Here is an 18254-nt window from a genome sequence, read left to right as displayed (position 1 = left end):
ATCTACGTCACAGATTAACCCACGGGCTGCCGCCAGATTGTTTTGCGTCATCCCGACGTCTTTACAAGGATCTATGTATGCTTCATCCGCGAGCCAGAACACTGTTACTGCTGGCCCTGCCTGCGCTGACTATCGGCGTGGCCTCCAGCCTTGTGCTGCTACTGGTAATGAAGATAGCTTCGCTGCTGCAAGCCGTTTTGTGGAGTGCTATTCCTGGGCAGTTGGGCATTGCATCCGATTCGCCGGGCTGGATCTTATCGATACTGACGCTGACCGGGATCGCCGTTGGTTTGGTGATCCGTTTCAGTCGCGGACACGGCGGTCCGGATCCGGCGAGCGTCCCACTGATCAATGCACCAGTGTCAGTCAAAGCGCTGCCCGGCCTGGTACTGGCGCTGATCCTCGGGCTGGCGGGTGGCGTTAGCCTGGGGCCAGAACATCCGGTAATGGTACTCAATATTGCGCTCGCGGTAGCGCTGGGGGCACACGTCTTCCCTCGCGTAGCACCACTGGACTGGACCATTCTCGCCTCGGCGGGCACCCTTGGTGCGCTGTTCGGTACACCGGTAGCGGCAGCACTGGTTTTTTCACAAACCCTGACCGCCAGCAATGACGTGCCGCTGTGGGACCGTTTATTAGCACCGTTGATGGCTGCTGCGGCTGGCGCACTGACCAGCAGTTTGTTCGCTCTGCCCCATTTTGCCCTGCCAATCCCCCGTTATCCCCAGTTGCATATCGTCGATATCATCAGCGGTGCGGTGGTTACTGTATTTGCCATCGCGCTGGGTATGGTTGCCGTCTGGTGCCTGCCGCGCCTGCACCGGTTGATGCACCAACTGCACAACCCGGTGCTGGTTCTTGGCGTTGGCGGCTTCCTGCTTGGCCTGCTGGGGATCATTGGCGGGCCGGTCACGCTATTTAAGGGACTGGACGAGATGCAACAACTGGCTTTCGCCCAGACGCTAACGGTGACGGATTACCTGCTGTTTGCGGTAGTAAAACTGGCTGCACTGGTGGTAGCTGCTGCCTGCGGTTTTCGTGGCGGGCGTATTTTTCCGGCGGTATTTGTCGGTGTGGCGCTCGGGTTGATGCTGCACAAGCATGTCGATGCCGTACCCGCCGCCGTGACGGTTTCTTGCGCGGTGCTCGGTATGGTGTTGGTGGTAACGCGCGATGGCTGGCTGAGCCTGTTTCTTGCCGCCGTGGTGGTGCCGGATACGACTCTGCTGCCGCTGTTGTGCATCGTGATCCTTCCCGCCTGGCTGCTACTGATCGGGAAACCGATGATGATTGTTCCCCGGCGCGATCAATAACAGTTAGCTATTACGCGCTTCGAGTGCATGGGTGACATCCCGTAATAGATCCGGTAGATCGGTTTTTGGTAGCATCACTTCTATCAACGCAAGACGATGATGATGTGCCGCTGCTTCCAGCGCCTGGGCCAATTGCACGGTTTCACTCACACGCCAGCATTCGGCCTGGCAATCCACGCTTAAAGCATGGGGAAGATGGGTCCAGTTCCAGCGAGCAATGTCGTTATAGCGCTGTTTTGCGCCGTGGATAGCACGCTCGACCGTATAGCCGTCATTGTTGAGCAGTAAAATGATTGGTCGTTGCCCATCACGCAGCATCGATCCCAGTTCCTGAATCGTCAGTTGCGCCGCGCCATCGCCAGTGATCAACACCACCCGGCGTTGCGGGCAGGCGGTTTGCGCGCCAAACGCGGCAGGCAAGCAGAAACCAATCGAACCCCATAATGGCTGCACCAGCAGATCCGCTCCGGCAGGCAGACGCAGGGAAGCCGCCCCAAACGCCGCTGTGCCCTGATCCGCCAGCAAAATGTCATCAGGACGAATAAATTGCTGTACGGTTTGCCAGAACGTCTCCTGATTGAGTGTCCCCTGATGAACCGGGGCATGAATAGCCTGAGGCGAGCGATGATCCGCCGCGGAATGTGCATTGGCACGCACGAGGGGAATCAACGTATCTATCGCCTCGCGCATCGGAATACCACTAAACCACACCTCGCCGACGCGGGCAGCAAACGGCTGGATTTCAATAGTGTGTTCCTGCGCAATTTGCTGGGTAAACCCGGCGGTCAGCGTATCAGTAAAACGCGTACCGATGCAGATCACCGTATCCGCGCCCTCTATCGCCTCGCGCACCGGCGCCGGGCTGGCCGCACCGCTGTATGTACCAACAAAACCGGGTTGCGTTTCATCAAATAACCCTTTCCCCATCAGCAGGGTGGCATGCGGCAACGGTGAATCTTTCATCCAGCATTGCAGCACCTTATGTACGCCAAAACGGCGGGCGAGAAAATCGGCCAGTAACGCCACGCTGGAACCCGCTGATAACATCGCCTGCGCATGCTGACGAAAGGCATTCAGACACGCTTCGTTTACCGGGAACGGGGTAATAGTGAGAGCGTTTACAGGCGGAATGGCTGGCATTTTCACCACATCAGCAGGCAGCATCAGATAACCGGGACGGGACTGCGTCAGCATCACTTCAAGCACACGATCGATCTCATAGCAGCCATTTTGCGCTGTTAAAATGGCGCGTGCAGCGGTGACAGGCTCACTCATCCGGTAAAAATGGTGAAAATCACCGTCGCCAAGCGAATGGTGCAGCAACTCACCTCGTTGCTGTACTTCGCTACAGGGCGCACCAACGATATGCAATAGCGGAACATATTCGGCATAGCTGCCAGCAACGCCGTTGATTGCACTCAGTTCACCCACACCGAAGGTGGTTAATAATGCGCCCGCTCCCCGACAACGCCCGTAGCCATCAGCGGCGTAGGCGGCGTTAAGTTCATTCGCACAACCTACCCACTGCACAGCCGGGTGCTGAATCACATGATCGAGAAATTGCAGGTTATAGTCACCCGGCACGCCAAAAAGGTGGTGGATACCGCAGCCAGCGATCCTGTCGAGTAAGTAGTCAGCAATTGAGTAATCACTTTTCATGTCGTTTCGCATGTCGTTGATCCCTGGCTTTTAACGTTGATCTGAGTATTAAAGAAGTGTGATTAGAATCCAGGTTAGAGGTCATATTTCAGGTGGAAAGTAAGCTTTACGACACAACCCGGTGTACGCTCAGGAAGGCCAGTTTGTGTAAACGCATACACTCACACAACAAAGACACAATAGGAGTACGGCATGGCTTATCAGACAGATCCTGCGCGCTATCAAAATATGGCTTATCGCCGCTGCGGCAACAGTGGGTTAAAGCTTCCGGCCATTTCACTTGGTCTGTGGCACAACTTTGGTGATACCACGCTGCTGGAAAACAGCCGTCAGTTATTGCAGTACGCTTTCAATCTCGGCATTACACACTTCGACCTTGCCAATAACTATGGGCCACCGCCGGGATCGGCTGAACGTAATTTTGGCCGTCTCCTGCATGAGGATTTTCACTCCCTACGGGACGAACTGATTATCTCCACCAAAGCCGGTTACACCATGTGGGATGGGCCGTATGGCGACTGGGGTTCCCGCAAATATTTGATTGCCAGCCTCGATCAAAGCCTGCGTCGGATGGGACTTGAGTATGTAGATATCTTCTACCATCACCGCCCGGATCCGGAAACACCGTTGAAAGAGACGATGCGCGCGCTGGATCATATTGTGCGCCAGGGCAAAGCACTGTACGTCGGTCTGTCTAATTATCCGGCGGCACAGGCGCGGGAAGCGATTGATATTCTTAATGACCTTGGAACGCCTTGTCTGACCCATCAGCCCAAATACTCAATGTTTGAACGCTGGGTTGAAGACGGATTGCTGGATGTGTTGCAGGAAAAAGGGGTGGGCAGTATTGCCTTCTCTCCGCTGGCTGGCGGCCAGCTAACTGACCGCTATTTGCAGGGGATCCCGGCGGATTCACGCGCTGCCAGCAGTAGCCGTTTTCTCAATCCAGAGCAGCTTACCACGCAAAAACTGAACATCGTGCGTGCGCTGAATGCGCTGGCGCAACGGCGTGGTCAGAAGCTGTCGCAGATGGCGCTGGCATGGGTACTGCGGGATGATAAGGTGACGTCAGTACTGATTGGCGCCAGCAAGATAAGCCAGCTCGAAGATGCGGTTGGTATGCTGGAAAACCGTCACTTCACTGCGGATGAGCGTGCTGAGATCGATACGATTCTGAGCGGTACAGAATAAATACTGTTTTAGCAAAAAGTGCTGCCATTCACGATTTAAGAGTTCCGCCAATAATACGGGGTATTGCCACCCCGTAAAATTGTTGTAACAGGCCGTTTCGGCCCGATCGTGAGGAGAAGAGTATGTTCAGGTCACTGATTCTGGCAGCAGTGTTAATGGCTTCAGCACCGCTGGTCGCTAATGCTGGCGAAATCACCCTGTTGCCGTCGATTAAATTGCAAATTGGCGATCGCGATAACTATGGTAACTACTGGGATGGCGGACGCTGGCGTGATCGGGACTACTGGGGTCGCAATTATGAATGGCGCGGTGACCGTTGGTACAAACACGATCGCGGCTGGCACCGTGGCTGGGATCGCGGTTGGGATAAGCGCGATGCTTACGAGAGCGGTTATCGCGAAGGCTGGCGCGACCGGGATGATCATGGCGGCCCGGGGCGTGGCCATCACCACTAATTTCCGTGCCGGGTAGCGCCCCGCTATCCGGCATTCAACACCCTGCCCGCAACGCCAAATGCCTGCGGGCATTTTCATTATAAACCTGCAAGTGTTCCGATCAGCAGCCAGCCATTTAAGCTCACCACCAGCACCACAATTAACCAACCTGTGCGTTGCACCAGCGTGCTGTTTACCAGCCCACCCATCAATTTACGGTCACTGGTAAAGACCAGTAACGGCACCAATGCCAGTGCGATGCCGAAGCTCAACAGCACCTGGCTCATCACCAGGATGCGGGTCGGATCCAGCCCCAGCCAGATAACAATAAACGACGGCATCATGGTAATGCTACGGCGCACCCATAGCGGAATGTGAAAACGGACAAACCCCTGCATCACCACCTGTCCCGCCAGCGTCCCCACCACGGTGGAGGAGAGGCCGGCCGCCACCAGACTCAAACCAAAAATGGTTGCCGCTGCATGGCTTAAAAGCGGTTCCAGCGTCAAATAAGCCTGATCGAGATCCGCCACACCGCTATGTCCGTTAAAATGAAACGCCGCCGCTGCCGTCGCCATCATCGCCAGGTTAACAAAGCCAGCAATGGTCATGGCAATACCTACGTCCCATTTTGTCGCAGAGTAGCGCTCGCGCTGCGTACCCTGATGCAGATGCTGTGTCAGCGACGAGTGCAGGTAAATCACATGTGGCATGATAGTCGCGCCCAGAACACCAGCGGCAAGGAACACGGCGTCTGACCCCGGCAAGCTGGGGATGACAATACCTTGCGCCAGTTGCGCCAGCTTCGGCTGCGAAAAGGCCAACTCAACAATGTATGCCGCCGCCACAAACAGCAGCAGCCCGCCAATGACTTTCTCGAGGGGTTTTTGCCCGCGACGTTGCAGCATCAAAATAAGGAATGTCGCAATACCGGTGAGTACTGCGCCTTGTAGCAGAGAAACGCCAAGGATCAATTTGAAGCCAATCGCGGCACCAATAAATTCAGCCAGATCGGTCGCCATGGCGATGATTTCAGCCTGAATCCAGTAAAACCACACCAGTGGACGCGGATAGTGATCGCGGATCTGCTCAGCAAGATTTTTTCCGGTGGCGATACCGAGCTTGGCAGACAGCAACTGTATCAACATCGCCATGATGTTGGCCCACACAACAACCCACAGCAACTGGTAGCCGAAGCTGGCTCCAGCCTGGATGTTGGTGGCGAAATTCCCCGGATCGATGTAACCAATGGCGGCAATAAACGCAGGCCCCATTAGCGCCAGCTTTACCTTGCGCGCTGCACGCCCACTACTATTCTCAACGCGACTACTGTTCATTTATTGCCCCTAAATATAGCCTTTGCTATGTTTCATGCTAGCAATGTGAGAATGATTATCAAGTTCATTTGTAGTGGATTTACCTGATTTCTCTGATAGCCAGAAACGATAGAAGGGCCGGATCGCAAGGATGGTGACGGCGATAGCAGGAATCATCGCCGAATTATGTTAAGAGTGTAGCATTTCAACGTAACTTTTCACGCCTTTACTTAACATAACAGAAATGTATGTTTGATCACTATTTTTGAGTCTGGTCACACGACATCAATATAGTGTGTGTTTGATCTCGTTTTCTTTCCGCTTGTTACATAGAATGTGCACAAAATTCCTACCCGTCTCATATTTGGAGCAAATATGTCCCGCGTTCTGCACTTTGTCCTGGCGCTTGTTGTTGTGGCGCTGCTTGCCTTGCTCTTCAGCAGCGATCGCAAGAAGGTCCGCATTCGTTTTGTGATTCAACTGCTGGTGATTGAAGTTTTACTGGCCTGGTTCTTCCTGAACTCTGATATCGGCCTTGGTTTCGTGAAAGGCTTCTCCGAAATGTTTGAAAAACTGCTCGGTTTCGCCAACGAAGGTACTAACTTCGTCTTCGGTAAAATGAATGACCAGGGTCTGGCGTTCTTCTTCCTGAAAGTGCTATGCCCAATCGTCTTTATTTCTGCCTTGATCGGTATTCTGCAACATATTCGTGTACTGCCAATCATTATTCGCGCCATCGGGACGGTGCTTTCCAAAGTTAACGGCATGGGCAAACTGGAGTCCTTTAACGCCGTCAGCTCCCTGATTCTGGGTCAGTCCGAAAACTTTATTGCCTATAAAGATATCCTCGGCAAAATGTCACGCAACCGCATGTACACTATGGCCGCGACCGCAATGTCAACGGTTTCCATGTCCATCGTCGGCGCGTACATGACCATGCTCCAGCCAAAATATGTGGTGGCGGCGCTGGTACTGAACATGTTCAGCACCTTTATTGTTCTGTCGCTGATCAACCCGTACCGTGTTGAAGAGAGCGAAGAAAACCTGCAAATGGCAAAACTGCACGAAGGTCAAAGCTTCTTCGAAATGCTGGGTGAATACATTCTGGCGGGCTTTAAAGTGGCGATTATCGTGGCGGCAATGTTGATCGGCTTTATCGCGCTGATCTCCGGCCTGAACGCACTGTTTGCTGCTGTTTTCGGCATCTCCTTCCAGGGCATTCTCGGTTATATCTTCTATCCGATCGCCTGGATTCTGGGTGTGCCGGCGCACGAAGCATTGCAGGTCGCCAGTATCATGGCAACCAAACTGGTGTCTAACGAATTCGTGGCAATGATGGATCTGCAAAAAATCGCAGCTAACCTCTCCCCACGCTCTGAAGGTATCCTGTCGGTGTTCCTCGTTTCCTTCGCAAACTTCTCCTCTATCGGCATTATCGCAGGCGCGATCAAAGGCCTGAATGAAGAGCAAGGCAACGTCGTTTCCCGCTTTGGTCTGAAGCTGGTGTATGGCTCGACGCTGGTCAGCGTGCTGTCAGCCGCCATCGCCGCGCTGGTGATTTGATAGCCACGCACGAAACAAAAAACCAAACCGGGGAATTCCCCGGTTTTTTATTCGCCATCAGTCAACGGCTGCGGTTTGCCAAATAAATACCCTTGCAGATAATCCACTCCCGCCTCCAGCAGCAGTTCACGTTGTGCTTCGTTTTCCACATACTCCGCCACAACAGTGAAAGAGTTTGCTTTCGCCAGTTCACAAATCGCTTTAACAATCATCACATCTTGCTGATCCTGGAGAATATCCCGCACAAAGCAGCCATCGATCTTGATGATATCCGCTTGCAGCCGTTTCAGGCGCTCAAAGTTGGCATAACCGGTACCAAAATCGTCGATGGCAATTTTGAACCCAGCCTGACGCAATTGCAGGATATTAAGAATGCTGACTTCGGAATTGGAAAAGGCCTGCTCTTCGGTGATTTCGATGATTACCGTCTGTGGCGCTATCGCATAATGCTCAAACAACGCCAGAAACTGCGAAGCAAAGGCTTTTTGCATCAACGTCAGCGGCATCAGATTCACTGAAAAACGCGCATACTTGCTGGTGTGCGGGTGCTGCTGCATCCATTGCAACAGGCGTTCAACCACCAACATATCGAAACGTGTTCCGAGGTTAAACTGCGTAATGACGGAGATAAATTGATCCGGCATCATGATTTCACCATTGCTGATAAGCCGGGTGAGAATTTCCTGGTACCCCTTCCCTTGCGCATCAACAACTGGCTGGCCATAAAGCTGAATGCCATTTTCATCCAGCGCACGTTTAACCTTGTTAAGCTGCAAGACTCGGTTCGTAGTCTGACCGGCCACCGCCTGCAAGCTATTGGTGAGCGCCAGTACCTGATGCCCGGCGCTGGCCTTCTCAGCCAGCCAACTCAATTGCCCGAGCATTTGATGCAGCGCTTCGCCGCACATGTGCAACACTCCCCAGGAGGCGCCAAATTCGATTTCAAGGCCGACGTTGTTCCAGAGGATGCGACGACTGTTCAGAAAATCGGTCATATGCTGTAAACGCGCCTCCGTTTCCGGCCCGTTTAACCACAACAACAGTTCACCACCGGGCAACTGGAAAAAACGCTCGCCCCCCTGCAACAGAGGTTGTAGTTTCCGGGCAACGCTGCGCTTCACATGCACACACATCATCAAGCCGAAATGCTTACTGAGAAACTCCATATTCTTCATGTGCAGACAACACACCACGCCGTTGGGCTGTTGTTCCATCTGCTTTTCCAGCGCGCGCAGATTCGGCAGACCGGTCAGAGGATCGCTCATTGCCTGTAATTTCCAGCGTCTTTTCAGCCACTCACTGCGGCGAAAAACCTGCATCATATACAACATGCAAATGGTAAAACTGATCAACACTGACATGACAAACGCCAGCGAGTAGTCGGAATTCACCCCCTGCAGGAAGTTATTGTTATAAGCCAGCAGCATAAACGCCGAAACAGACCAGCTAAGTGTAATAAATGAATAACTTAACCAGCTGATCCCCATGGTAAAAAGGATGAAAATAATCGGCACTAAATATCCGGCAATATAGTCACTTTTAAAAGGTGCGCACAATATAGTAACGGCTGCAACTAATGCTCCCAGCCAGCCCAGCATAAATAAGCGTTTTTTAGCTGATAAAAAAGGCTGGCGATTACGATACCAGAATTTTCGTGCAAAACGCGGATTGATTATCATCCGTAGCAGATAATAGACAATCATAGTAAAAATTAGCGCTGCGCAAATCAGGCTTTGTATATCAATAATAGAGAAAATGATTGTTCCGGAGCCGAAAAAATTCGAGATCTTAATCGGATAGTTAAACCAGGTTGCGGCAATATACATTGATGCCTTAATGCCGCAAGGCGCAACAAATCCTATCCACGCTACGCGTACCGCTATGTCGCTATTTGGCATACAGTGACGCCAGCGCGCGCCAAGCCGCCAGCGCACAATCGTACATACTGCAAATACCGGGAATAACTCGCAGAATAACAATACCGCAGCTTCCGTATGCGGGAGATGAAATGTGTACTCATTCAGTACGGCAAAGCTAATAATTAGTGGAATTATCCCATGACGACCGAATAAAAAGATAATCGCCAACGTTACATTTAGTGGTAGCCATACCAGAAATAGCGTAGAACCATCAACAATTGCGCGCGGTGAAATAAAACGAGAAACAGGAAGTGCTACCAGACATAAAATTAACGCGAGCAGAAATTTTCTTATACAATTGTATTTATTATATATCATCAAAGTTAATTAAATAATCCTGGCAAAAAAAAAAAAAAAAAAATAGAATAGCCAGAATAATAGGTTTATTCATCATATGAATCAAGTTTTCAGACCATCGAATACTGTTCATTACTGAGGCTTTACCGAACGACTACTTTTCCAGTTTTTTGCTGTAATAAATTGACAAATCGGAAGCTAAAAAGCAAAAACCCCCGCGTAAACGCGAGGGTTTGAAATTTTGGTGGAGCTAAGCGGGATCGAACCGCTGACCTCTTGCATGCCATGCAAGCGCTCTCCCAGCTGAGCTATAGCCCCACAATTTGTCTTTACGCGCCAACTCCGTTGGGTTCGGAATTTGGTGGAGCTAAGCGGGATCGAACCGCTGACCTCTTGCATGCCATGCAAGCGCTCTCCCAGCTGAGCTATAGCCCCATTATGTAAAGCGTGTCGTGTTGACGGGCGGCATGATATGAATTCCCTTGCCAGGTGTCAACGGCAAAATCGTACCGCGTCAATCAATCGCTGAAAAAGCATGCAAATTAAGGACATTGCGTAGCTCCTCACAGTCAGTAGTTAAACATGTCACATTTTCCAGTAAAATGGTGCTATAACATAAACCACTAATTACCCTTACAACCATTCTGGAAATTACATGCTCAAGGAACGAATGACACCAGAAGAGTTAGCCAGTCTTACCGGGTACAGTCGGCAAACCATCAATAAATGGGTGCGCAGAGAGGGCTGGATCACCTCGCCAAAACCTGGAGTACAAGGAGGAAAAGCCCGGCTGGTGCATGTGAATGAACAAGTACGCGCCTTTATTCGCAGCGCACAGCGTAGCGAAGAGCCAGCCCCTACGATATTTGTCAGTAACAACTCACTTGAAGCTTTGTTTATTTCGTTGGCGAAAGAGATGACTGACGCTGAGCAAAAGCAGCTCACCTCTCTACTCTTACGTGACGGCATAACCGGGTTATTGCAACGTCTTGGCATCCGCACTCAGAAATAAAATGATGAAACTCGCTAACAAAATGACGACTGAAGAGCTGGCCGATTTTCTCGGTGTTGCCAGACAAACCGTTAATCGCTGGATCCGTGAACAAGGTTGGCAAACGGAAGCACTACCCGGTATCAAAGGTGGTCGCGCAAGGCTGATTCACATCACCAAAGAAGTGCGGAATTTCGTGATGAAAACGCCCTCCATGCGCCAGCACCATTCTCCTTACTCTATCGCAGAACCGGCACCATCCTATGCGAGTGAAAACAGTTCGCTACAGGAGATTGTCAAAGTTTTGCAGAATATGACGCCCGAAGAACAGAAACTGTTGGCGCTGTTACTGGCCCGCGAAGGGATCTGTGGCTTTTTACAGCGTCTCGGCATAACGCAGACGATCGATGAGTAAAAAACCAGCCTTCTTAATGGCCGGTTTTTAGTTCATGCGTTTAATGCGTATGCGGGTGGTTCTCCCGACGATACGCCCCCGGCGGCTGATTAAACGTGCGGGTAAAGGTACGCGTGAAGGTTTGTTGCGAATCAAAACCGTACTTAAGGCAGATATCGTAAACCTTCTGATTAGTATTGAGTAAATCCTGCGCAGCAAGCGACAGTTTCCGCTCGCGAATATAACGCCCAAGACTCTCCCCTTTGTACTGCAAGAAGAGACGTTGCAGGTGCCATTTGGAATAGCCCGCGTGCGCTGCAATATCATCAATACGTAGCGGTTGATGGAGATTGTCATCGATCCACTCGACGATAGTGTCGATAACCTGAGCGGAAATAGTCATACTGCGCTCCCCCTCTGCTCTTCGATTAATAAACGGGTTTATTCCCACCAGGCACGGAATTCCTGCGCATCGTTAGCCGCAAGAACCGGTTCGCCCAGCATCGGTGTCAGTAAACGGAAATTTTTGCCCCGGCTTGCTGCCGCCAGCCGTTTGTACGGATCGTCCCATGAGTGTTTTGCCAACACAAAGCGCCCCGCGTGGCCCGGCAGAACCGCGCGTGCATTAATCTCTTCCGCCGCCTGCGCGGCCTGCTCCGGCATCATATGGATGTACTTCCAGTCTTCGTCATACTGGCCGTTCTCCATGATGGCGATATCCACCGTACCAAACTGCTCGCCGATGGTTTTAAAATGTGGGCCATAACCGGTATCGCCGCTGTAATAGACCTTGCGTTGGTCGGTGACAAACATAAAACTGGCCCACAGCGTCTGATTACGTTTCAGGCCACGCCCGGAGAAATGGCGAGACGGCAGCACATGAACCGTTAGTTCATCGTTGATCGCCACGTTCTGCTGCCAGTCCGCTTCACGAATAATCTGCGGATTCATGCCCCAGTAACGCAGGTGCGAACCAACGCCCAACGGCGTCACGACCTGTTTGATTTTCGGCATCAACGCCTTGATAGTGGCGTAATCCAGATGGTCATAGTGATCGTGAGAAATGATCAGCAGATCGATCTCCGGCAGGCTCTGCGCTGTCCATGCCTCATTCCCGGCAAACGCTTTATTGAGAAATGAAAACGGCGCAGCGTAGTCGCTCAACACAGGATCGATCAGGATGCGTTTGCCCGCCAGATGCAGGTACCACGAAGAGTGCCCCATCCATACCAGCGAGTCCTGTTCAACAGGCAGGCTGGCAAGATCCGTTTGTACCATTGGCAGCGGTTGCTGCGGACGGGCGTTTTCCCGTTTAGTGACCAGAAAATCCCACCACGCGGCCAGCATATTTTTCTTGCCGGTAAAGCCTGGCGTCGGCAACGTATTTTGAAATTTGCCGTCACGGTAATGGGGTGATTTTTCGACTTCAGTAAGCTGTTCGCCTTGCGGCGCTTTGCCAAATCCTGCATTCAAAACAAAGGGTAAACTGGCGGCGGACGCAACGAGCATAACCATGACCACGCTGAAAGTGAGACGTTTCATATCCTGACCCGAAGAAATCGCTCCAGTCCGTAGAGACGACATGAAACAAACTTGATTATGAGTGAGTAAGCACTCATTATAGAAAAGGACAGCAAACCGTCAAGATCATTTTCTTTCTTTGACATTCAACGTTGCAGCCCCTTGGTGGGCATGCTTCAATTGTGGTTTTTATAAAGTATGGGGAAAAATGTAGTGGCTCGTCCAAAGAGTGAAGACAAAAAGCAAGCGTTACTGGAAGCAGCAACCGAAGCTATCGCGCAATCCGGGATCGCCGCTTCCACCGCCTTAATAGCCCGCAATGCGGGAGTTGCGGAAGGGACGCTGTTTCGCTACTTCGCCACCAAAGACGACCTGCTGAACGCACTTTATCTGCATCTGAAAACTGACCTGTGCGGCACCATGCTGGAGAATCTCGATCGCACCATCAGCGATTCAAAAGTGCATACACATTCAGTCTGGGACAGCTATATCGACTGGGGTATTCGTCACCCTAACGGCCACTGCGCGGTGCGGCAAATTTCCGTCAGCGAAAAACTGCGCCCGGAAACCCGCCAGCAGGTTACCGCTATCTTTCCGGAGCTGCACGAGCTCTGCCACCGCTCGGTCTTGCCGGTTTTTCTCAACGGCGAATTTGCGCCGTTTGGCGATGCCATTTTCCTGACGCTGGCGGATACCACTATCACCTTTGCCAGCCGCGATCCCTCCCGAGCTAAAGAGATCAAACGCCTCGGTTTTGAGGCAATGTGGCGCGCACTCACGGCTGAGGGAATAAATGGACAGTAAAGCATTGCAGGCCTGCGCGCACCGTATTGCGCTTGAGCTGCCGTTTACCGAGCACTGCTGGCCGTTTGGCCCGGAGCATGATGTGTTCAAAGTATGCGGCAAAATTTTTATGCTAACCACTACCGCCCACGGCAGACCGATGGTAACCCTGAAAGCGGAACCGCAAAGTTCCCTGCTCAACCAGCAAATCTACCCCAGTATTGAACCGGGGTATCACATGAACAAAAAACACTGGATTTCGGTCTATGCCGGGGAAGAGATCGACGAATCGCTGCTTGCCTCGCTGATTCAGACGTCGTGGGATCGGGTGGTGGACGGTCTTTCGCGCAAAGAGCAGCAGCGACTGCGCCCTACGCGTTCTCAGCCAGCCAGCTAAGCGCCCGCTCGCCAGGCGCATCCACCGGCAGATAAACCAGCAGCCGCGAACCGTTACGCGGCGCTGAGTACCAGTACATTTGCTGTAAGGTGAACTCTCCCAGCTGCGGATGAGTAAACAGTTTCAGCTTATTTTCCACGCCGCGCACATCCAGATATTTCCGCCACAGCGTGGCAAACTCGCTGGATGCCGCGCAAAAACGCGCCAGCTTCGCTTCCCATAACGGATCGCCACGGTGCTCCGCCATCGCCGCACGAAAATAGGCCACAAATGTCTGCAATACGCTGTCATCGCTGCCAAGACGGCTACGCCACTGCGGATGCGTGAGATAAAGGTAAATACAATTGCGCTCATCTTCGGGAATTTCATTGAACTTAACCCCCATCAGGCGCTCAAAAGCGACGTTCCATGCCACAATATCAAAATTAGGTTTCTGAATACTGGCCGGTTGCGGCAGCAGACTATCCAGCAAACGGCGCGTACCCTCGCTAATTCCCTCACATTGCGGCACATTCAGCGTTTCGGCAGGCGTTAATCCGGCGAGTAAAAACAGGTGCCGCGTTTCGGTTGGAGAACACTGCAATGCGCTGGCAATGGCTTGTAAAACCGCTGACGAAGGGTTTACATCCCGTCCCTGCTCCAGCCAGGTATACCAGGTGACGCCAACATCAGCCAGCAGCGCCACCTCTTCCCGTCGCAGCCCTGGCGTGCGCCGCCGACCGCTGCGTGGCAACCCCAGACGCTGCGGATCGAGGCTCTCCCGGCGGGCGCGTAAAAATGCGCCGAGCTGTTTGCGGTTTTCATCCTGGATGGTCACATCCACCATTCGATCGCTTATCAGCGTCATTACCCCCTCCAGCATAGTAGTGCCAGTACCAGTATACGTAAGAACTGGTACCCGTTTTTCTAATCGGTGATGCTACGTCCATCTGATGAATGACGCAATGGAGTCACCATGAAAACGTCTGCTGTTTCACCAGGCCGGGCAGGCCTGATCCTTCTGCTAACCGGGCAGATGTTGCCCCAGATAGATACCTCAATCACCAACGTTGCACTCGACTCGATTACCCAGTCGTTGCACACCAGCGCCACGCAACTGGCGTTGATCGTTGCCCTGTACGGCGTGGCGTTTGCCGTCTGTCTGGCGATGGGCAGCAAGCTGGGCGATAACTTTGGCCGCAAGCGCCTGTTTTTAGTGGGCGTAGCGCTCTTTGGTCTCGCCTCGCTGCTGTGCGGCCTGGCGAATTCCGTCTCCGCATTGTTGGCCGCCCGCACGTTACAGGGCATCGGCGCGGCGCTGATCGTGCCGCAAATTCTCGCCACGTTGCATGTCACGTTAAAAGGCACCGCACATGCCCGCGCTATTAGTCTGTATGGCGGCATTGGCGGCGTATCATTCATTATTGGTCAGATGTGCGGTGGCTGGCTGGTATCGGCTGATATCGCCGGGCTGGGCTGGCGCAATGCCTTCTTTATCAATGTACCGATTTGTCTGCTGATACTGGCGCTGAACCGCTACCTGCCGGAGACGCACAACGACACCCGGACTCGTATTGACTGGCAGGGCACTTTAGCGCTGGCGTTAATCCTCTGCTGCCTGCTATTCCCACTGGCGCTGGGCCCGGAACTGCACTGGCCGTGGTCAACGCAGGCCGCGCTGCTGGCGCTGTTTCCGCTGGCTCTGTGGATGCGTACCAGCGCCTTGCAACAACAGCGCGCTGGTCTGGTTCCGCTGGTACCGCCGCATCTGCTTAAGCTGCATAGCGTTCGTTTTGGTCTGCTGATTGCGCTGCTATTCTTCACCGCCTGGTCCGGCTTTATGTTCTGCATGGCGCTGACATTGCAGGCAGGCATGGGAATGACGCCGTACCAGTCCGGCAACAGCTTTGTGGCACTCGGTATCGCCTATTTTGTCTCCGCCTGGTATGCGCCGAAACTGATTGCCCGTTACAGCATGCGTACAATTTTACTGACCGGGCTGGTCATTCAGGTGAGCGGCCTGCTGGCGTTGATTGCCACGTTACAACTCTCCGGGCGGATGGTCGGCGCACTGGCGCTGGCGCCTTCCACAGCACTAATTGGCTACGGCCAGGCGCTGATTGTGAACAGCTTTTACCGCATCGGAATGCGGGACATCACCACGCAGGATGCGGGCGCTGGTAGCGCGTTACTCAGCACACTGCAACAAGCGACATTCGGTCTCGGCCCGGCCGCGCTTGGCAGCGTATTTCTCTACCTGGTAGGTCAATCACACGGCAATTACAGCACCGCACTAAGCGGTTTTCTGGTGACAGAAGTGGTAATGATGCTGGTACTGGCAGCAGCGGCAGTCAGTGCGCGCCAGCAACTGGCTCACCGTTGTCCGGCCAGCTAAAGAACGCTATCCGTTATCGCGAAACAGGGGTAGTGTTATTATTTTGTGACGAAGAGAGTGAAGCGGTGGAACTCAATATTTATCAGGTGGACGCATTCAGTGCGCGTCCTTTTTCCGGCAACCCAGCGGGAGTATGCATCACGCAACACGAGCTGGATAGCAGGTTAATGCAGCAGATTGCCGATGAGATGGCAGTGTCGGAAACCGCGTTTCTCAATCTTGCCGATAACAACCTGCGTTGGTTCACACCAAAGGCAGAAGTGGATTTGTGCGGACACGGTACGCTGGCGATGGCGCATATCCTGCGCCAGACCGGGCTGCTGCAAGCGGGTGAAACAATTACTTTTCAGACGCTCTCCGGCCCGCTATCCGCCACGCTGGGCGCAGAGAGTATCCAGCTCGATTTCCCGTTACTCACCCCGCAACTGCACAGCGCAGCACCACCGGCATTACTTGATGCGCTCGGTCTGGAGCGCGCGCAAGTACGTGATTACGGCCTGTTTGGCCCGAAACAACTGGTGGTGGTTGATGATGCGCAGATCGTACGGACATTGCAGCCCGACTTCCAGACACTGGGCGCACTACCGGGGCGCGGTGTAGCCGTTACCGCGCCTGGCGATGGGGAATATGATGTACTGTCGCGTTATTTCGCGCCGTGGGTTGGCGTCAATGAAGATCCGGTCACCGGCTCGGCACACTGCGCGCTGGCAGCATACTGGTCAGAGCGCCTGGATAAGCGCTCGCTTACCGCTTACCAGGCATCACGGCGCGGCGGCGTACTGGCGCTTCACTGCACCGACGATGGCCGCGTGCTGATGAGCGGCATGGCACATACGGTACTGGCAGGAACGTTACACCTTTGAAGGCAGACGCGACACCATACGCCAGCGGAACCAGACCTGCGCAAGCAGGATCAGCACTCCGCCGATAATTTTTTGCAACGGCAGACGCTCGCCGTACCAGAGGGAGGCGGCAATCACCGTTAACAGCGGCTCCAGCACCATAATAATGGCAGCGCTGGCAACGGCGGCATATTTCTGCCCCTGCAATTGCAGGCCAAAGCGCAAACTGGTGGCGATCAGAATGCTTGCCGCCAGCCAGCCTGCGGTAGTGGCGGTGAATGGCTGCGTCCATGATTCAAACAGCAGCGAAATCACCAGTCCGGCAATACCAGTAATCGCCAGTTGCACTGCCGTCAACGGCAATAGCGGTACTTCCCGCGCACAGCGGCTGGTATAGCAAAAGTAGATCGATTGCACGAAAGCCGTCAGCAGGAACCAGCCCTGGCTGGCATGAAACGTAATCGGCATATGCAGGCTTAACAGCCCCAGGCCAATAATCGCCACCGGCAGGCACTCCCAGTACGCGCGTGCCGGGCGGGTGCGCATCATTCCCCAGGCAACCAGCGGGACAAACAGCATTGACAGGCTCATGATAAATGCCCCCTCACCCAGCGATGCCGTGGTCGATACCGACCAGATCCACAGACAGAGATTAAGCGCCATCCACAGGCCACTAATCACCACCTGGCGCATTTTTTCCCACGCAATACGCTGACCACGACAAAACGGCAGCAGTACCAGCGCGGCGCCGAAAAAACGCAGCCCGAGGAAGGCGAAGACCGGCATGCCAGAAATAGCCTCGCGCGAGAAAATCCAGCCGCAGGCGGCAATCATCGTGGTCAGAACAAGGAAGAGGTCGGCTTGTCGTTGCCGGGTCATGTCAGCTCCAGAGCAATAAAAAAGCCAGCACGGAAAGCTGTAATGCCAGTCAGTTAAGCAACTGACTGGCTCTTTTTCGGGGCTGTGGGGTATTTCCAGGGCCTCTCCTTTACCACTCTCGGGAAGGCCCTTTCCCTTCTTGTCGGTAATTTCACAAGTTGTCCCATACTTGCAAGATCGCGCATCAGCTCCGGTATACGTCCCGGTGATGCGCCCTGCAATGTCATCAGCATTCTCATCACCATTCCGCATGATTCTGAGAAACTCAGTTGATTCGGCCAGTAACCTTTCAGATGTTCCGCCATTTTAATCATCTGATATCTCACCAGATTATAAGCCAGTAAGACACCCCACAGCTCTTGCTCCACAAGCTCCGGCTTT

Annotated in this window: 17 protein-coding genes, 2 tRNA genes and 1 pseudogene; 10 read left to right on the top strand and 10 right to left on the bottom strand. The window is 53.2% G+C overall.

Annotated features, from left to right (window positions below; translation table 11 throughout):
- Positions 1 to 77 precede the first annotated feature (77 nt).
- Positions 78 to 1313 (top strand): ion channel protein, encoded by a 1236-nt coding sequence (locus GA0061070_RS13490; protein WP_090136613.1) that lies wholly within the window; start codon positions 78 to 80, stop codon positions 1311 to 1313.
- Positions 1314 to 1316: 3 nt separating this feature from the next.
- Here the strand turns inward: GA0061070_RS13490 and GA0061070_RS13485 are convergent, their stop codons facing one another.
- Positions 1317 to 2972: an alpha-keto acid decarboxylase family protein gene (locus GA0061070_RS13485; protein ID WP_090136655.1), complete on the bottom strand. Its 1656-nt coding sequence runs from the start codon at positions 2970 to 2972 to the stop codon at positions 1317 to 1319.
- 192 nt (positions 2973 to 3164) lie between these two features.
- On the opposite strand from GA0061070_RS13485, the gene mgrA reads away from it, so the two are divergent.
- Positions 3165 to 4163 (top strand): L-glyceraldehyde 3-phosphate reductase, encoded by a 999-nt coding sequence (gene mgrA, locus GA0061070_RS13480; RefSeq protein ID WP_090136612.1) that lies wholly within the window; start codon positions 3165 to 3167, stop codon positions 4161 to 4163.
- Between the two features lie 122 nt (positions 4164 to 4285).
- Positions 4286 to 4618, top strand: a complete 333-nt coding sequence (locus GA0061070_RS13475; RefSeq protein WP_090136611.1) for a DUF2502 domain-containing protein — start codon at positions 4286 to 4288, stop codon at positions 4616 to 4618.
- Between the two features lie 77 nt (positions 4619 to 4695).
- On the opposite strand, the gene GA0061070_RS13470 is transcribed toward GA0061070_RS13475, so the two are convergent.
- Positions 4696 to 5934: an Nramp family divalent metal transporter gene (locus GA0061070_RS13470; protein WP_090136610.1), complete on the bottom strand. Its 1239-nt coding sequence runs from the start codon at positions 5932 to 5934 to the stop codon at positions 4696 to 4698.
- Between the two features lie 354 nt (positions 5935 to 6288).
- On the opposite strand from GA0061070_RS13470, the gene GA0061070_RS13465 reads away from it, so the two are divergent.
- Positions 6289 to 7476, top strand: coding sequence for a NupC/NupG family nucleoside CNT transporter (locus GA0061070_RS13465; RefSeq protein WP_090136609.1), 1188 nt, complete (start codon positions 6289 to 6291; stop codon positions 7474 to 7476).
- 47 nt (positions 7477 to 7523) lie between these two features.
- Here GA0061070_RS13465 and GA0061070_RS13460 read toward each other — a convergent pair whose 3' ends face one another.
- The 3 genes from GA0061070_RS13460 to GA0061070_RS13450 all read right to left on the bottom strand — a co-directional run bounded on the left by GA0061070_RS13460 (position 7524) and on the right by GA0061070_RS13450 (position 10127).
- Positions 7524 to 9713, bottom strand: coding sequence for an EAL domain-containing protein (locus GA0061070_RS13460; RefSeq protein WP_090136608.1), 2190 nt, complete (start codon positions 9711 to 9713; stop codon positions 7524 to 7526).
- Positions 9714 to 9934: 221 nt separating this feature from the next.
- A tRNA-Ala gene (locus tag GA0061070_RS13455) sits at positions 9935 to 10010 on the bottom strand.
- 41 nt (positions 10011 to 10051) lie between these two features.
- Positions 10052 to 10127, bottom strand: a tRNA-Ala gene (locus tag GA0061070_RS13450).
- A 220-nt stretch (positions 10128 to 10347) separates the two neighbouring features.
- Between GA0061070_RS13450 and GA0061070_RS13440 the strand changes: the two genes are divergently transcribed.
- Together GA0061070_RS13440 and GA0061070_RS13435 are read left to right on the top strand one after the other, a co-directional pair.
- Entirely contained in the window at positions 10348 to 10704 is a 357-nt protein-coding gene (locus GA0061070_RS13440) for a YfeC-like transcriptional regulator (RefSeq protein WP_090136607.1), read from the top strand.
- 1 nt (position 10705) lies between these two features.
- Positions 10706 to 11098: a YfeC-like transcriptional regulator gene (locus tag GA0061070_RS13435; RefSeq protein WP_090136606.1), complete on the top strand. Its 393-nt coding sequence runs from the start codon at positions 10706 to 10708 to the stop codon at positions 11096 to 11098.
- Positions 11099 to 11138: 40 nt separating this feature from the next.
- Here GA0061070_RS13435 and GA0061070_RS13430 read toward each other — a convergent pair whose 3' ends face one another.
- Together GA0061070_RS13430 and GA0061070_RS13425 are read right to left on the bottom strand one after the other, a co-directional pair.
- On the bottom strand, positions 11139 to 11480 hold the full coding sequence (locus GA0061070_RS13430) for a RamA family antibiotic efflux transcriptional regulator (protein WP_043952807.1): 342 nt from the start codon (positions 11478 to 11480) through the stop codon (positions 11139 to 11141).
- 38 nt (positions 11481 to 11518) lie between these two features.
- On the bottom strand, positions 11519 to 12619 hold the full coding sequence (locus tag GA0061070_RS13425; protein WP_090136605.1) for an MBL fold metallo-hydrolase: 1101 nt from the start codon (positions 12617 to 12619) through the stop codon (positions 11519 to 11521).
- 192 nt (positions 12620 to 12811) lie between these two features.
- Here GA0061070_RS13425 and GA0061070_RS13420 point away from each other — a divergent pair, with 192 nt between their 5' ends.
- Together GA0061070_RS13420 and GA0061070_RS13415 are read left to right on the top strand one after the other, a co-directional pair.
- Positions 12812 to 13402 carry a TetR/AcrR family transcriptional regulator gene (locus tag GA0061070_RS13420; protein ID WP_090136604.1) on the top strand — a complete coding sequence of 197 codons (591 nt, stop codon included), beginning with the start codon at positions 12812 to 12814 and terminating at the stop codon, positions 13400 to 13402.
- Positions 13392 to 13778, top strand: coding sequence for an MmcQ/YjbR family DNA-binding protein (locus GA0061070_RS13415; protein WP_090136603.1), 387 nt, complete (start codon positions 13392 to 13394; stop codon positions 13776 to 13778). The genes GA0061070_RS13420 and GA0061070_RS13415 overlap by 11 nt, the downstream gene beginning before the upstream one ends.
- Here the strand turns inward: GA0061070_RS13415 and GA0061070_RS13410 are convergent.
- Complete coding sequence (locus GA0061070_RS13410; protein WP_090136602.1) at positions 13753 to 14625, bottom strand: helix-turn-helix transcriptional regulator; 873 nt, start codon at positions 14623 to 14625, stop codon at positions 13753 to 13755. The genes GA0061070_RS13415 and GA0061070_RS13410 overlap by 26 nt on opposite strands.
- 108 nt (positions 14626 to 14733) lie before the next feature.
- Between GA0061070_RS13410 and GA0061070_RS13405 the strand changes: the two genes are divergently transcribed.
- Entirely contained in the window at positions 14734 to 16152 is a 1419-nt protein-coding gene (locus tag GA0061070_RS13405) for an MFS transporter (RefSeq protein ID WP_090136601.1), read from the top strand.
- Positions 16137 to 17015 carry a PhzF family phenazine biosynthesis protein gene (locus GA0061070_RS13400; RefSeq protein ID WP_244153120.1) on the top strand — a complete coding sequence of 293 codons (879 nt, stop codon included), beginning with the start codon at positions 16137 to 16139 and terminating at the stop codon, positions 17013 to 17015. Before GA0061070_RS13405 ends, GA0061070_RS13400 begins: the two co-directional genes overlap by 16 nt.
- On the opposite strand, the gene GA0061070_RS13395 is transcribed toward GA0061070_RS13400, so the two are convergent.
- Both GA0061070_RS13395 and GA0061070_RS13390 read right to left on the bottom strand, forming a co-directional pair.
- A complete protein-coding gene (locus GA0061070_RS13395; protein ID WP_090136600.1) occupies positions 17004 to 17873 on the bottom strand; it encodes a DMT family transporter in 870 nt (289 codons plus the stop codon). The two genes, GA0061070_RS13400 and GA0061070_RS13395, sit on opposite strands and share 12 nt — an antisense overlap.
- 53 nt (positions 17874 to 17926) lie before the next feature.
- Positions 17927 to 18254, bottom strand: a pseudogene (locus GA0061070_RS13390) (IS4 family transposase); the annotation flags it as partial.

It is taken from the genome of Kosakonia oryziphila, assembly GCF_900094795.1.
In the GTDB taxonomy this organism is placed as follows: Bacteria; Pseudomonadota; Gammaproteobacteria; order Enterobacterales; family Enterobacteriaceae; genus Kosakonia; species Kosakonia oryziphila.
Note: the sequence above shows the minus strand (reverse complement) of the source record. Positions and strands in the feature narration are given on the sequence as shown.

Excerpts from the sequence above, each read along its gene's own strand:
- GA0061070_RS13490 (WP_090136613.1), top strand. The coding sequence starts at position 78 with ATGCTTCATCCGCGAGCCAGAACACTGTTACTGCTGGCCCTGCCTGCG.
- GA0061070_RS13485 (WP_090136655.1), bottom strand. The coding sequence starts at position 2,972 with ATGAAAAGTGATTACTCAATTGCTGACTACTTACTCGACAGGATCGCT.
- mgrA (WP_090136612.1), top strand. The coding sequence starts at position 3,165 with ATGGCTTATCAGACAGATCCTGCGCGCTATCAAAATATGGCTTATCGC.
- GA0061070_RS13475 (WP_090136611.1), top strand. The coding sequence starts at position 4,286 with ATGTTCAGGTCACTGATTCTGGCAGCAGTGTTAATGGCTTCAGCACCG.
- GA0061070_RS13470 (WP_090136610.1), bottom strand. The coding sequence starts at position 5,934 with ATGAACAGTAGTCGCGTTGAGAATAGTAGTGGGCGTGCAGCGCGCAAG.
- GA0061070_RS13465 (WP_090136609.1), top strand. The coding sequence starts at position 6,289 with ATGTCCCGCGTTCTGCACTTTGTCCTGGCGCTTGTTGTTGTGGCGCTG.
- GA0061070_RS13460 (WP_090136608.1), bottom strand. The coding sequence starts at position 9,713 with ATGATATATAATAAATACAATTGTATAAGAAAATTTCTGCTCGCGTTA.
- GA0061070_RS13440 (WP_090136607.1), top strand. The coding sequence starts at position 10,348 with ATGCTCAAGGAACGAATGACACCAGAAGAGTTAGCCAGTCTTACCGGG.
- GA0061070_RS13435 (WP_090136606.1), top strand. The coding sequence starts at position 10,706 with ATGATGAAACTCGCTAACAAAATGACGACTGAAGAGCTGGCCGATTTT.
- GA0061070_RS13430 (WP_043952807.1), bottom strand. The coding sequence starts at position 11,480 with ATGACTATTTCCGCTCAGGTTATCGACACTATCGTCGAGTGGATCGAT.
- GA0061070_RS13425 (WP_090136605.1), bottom strand. The coding sequence starts at position 12,619 with ATGAAACGTCTCACTTTCAGCGTGGTCATGGTTATGCTCGTTGCGTCC.
- GA0061070_RS13415 (WP_090136603.1), top strand. The coding sequence starts at position 13,392 with ATGGACAGTAAAGCATTGCAGGCCTGCGCGCACCGTATTGCGCTTGAG.
- GA0061070_RS13410 (WP_090136602.1), bottom strand. The coding sequence starts at position 14,625 with ATGACGCTGATAAGCGATCGAATGGTGGATGTGACCATCCAGGATGAA.
- GA0061070_RS13405 (WP_090136601.1), top strand. The coding sequence starts at position 14,734 with ATGAAAACGTCTGCTGTTTCACCAGGCCGGGCAGGCCTGATCCTTCTG.
- GA0061070_RS13395 (WP_090136600.1), bottom strand. The coding sequence starts at position 17,873 with ATGACCCGGCAACGACAAGCCGACCTCTTCCTTGTTCTGACCACGATG.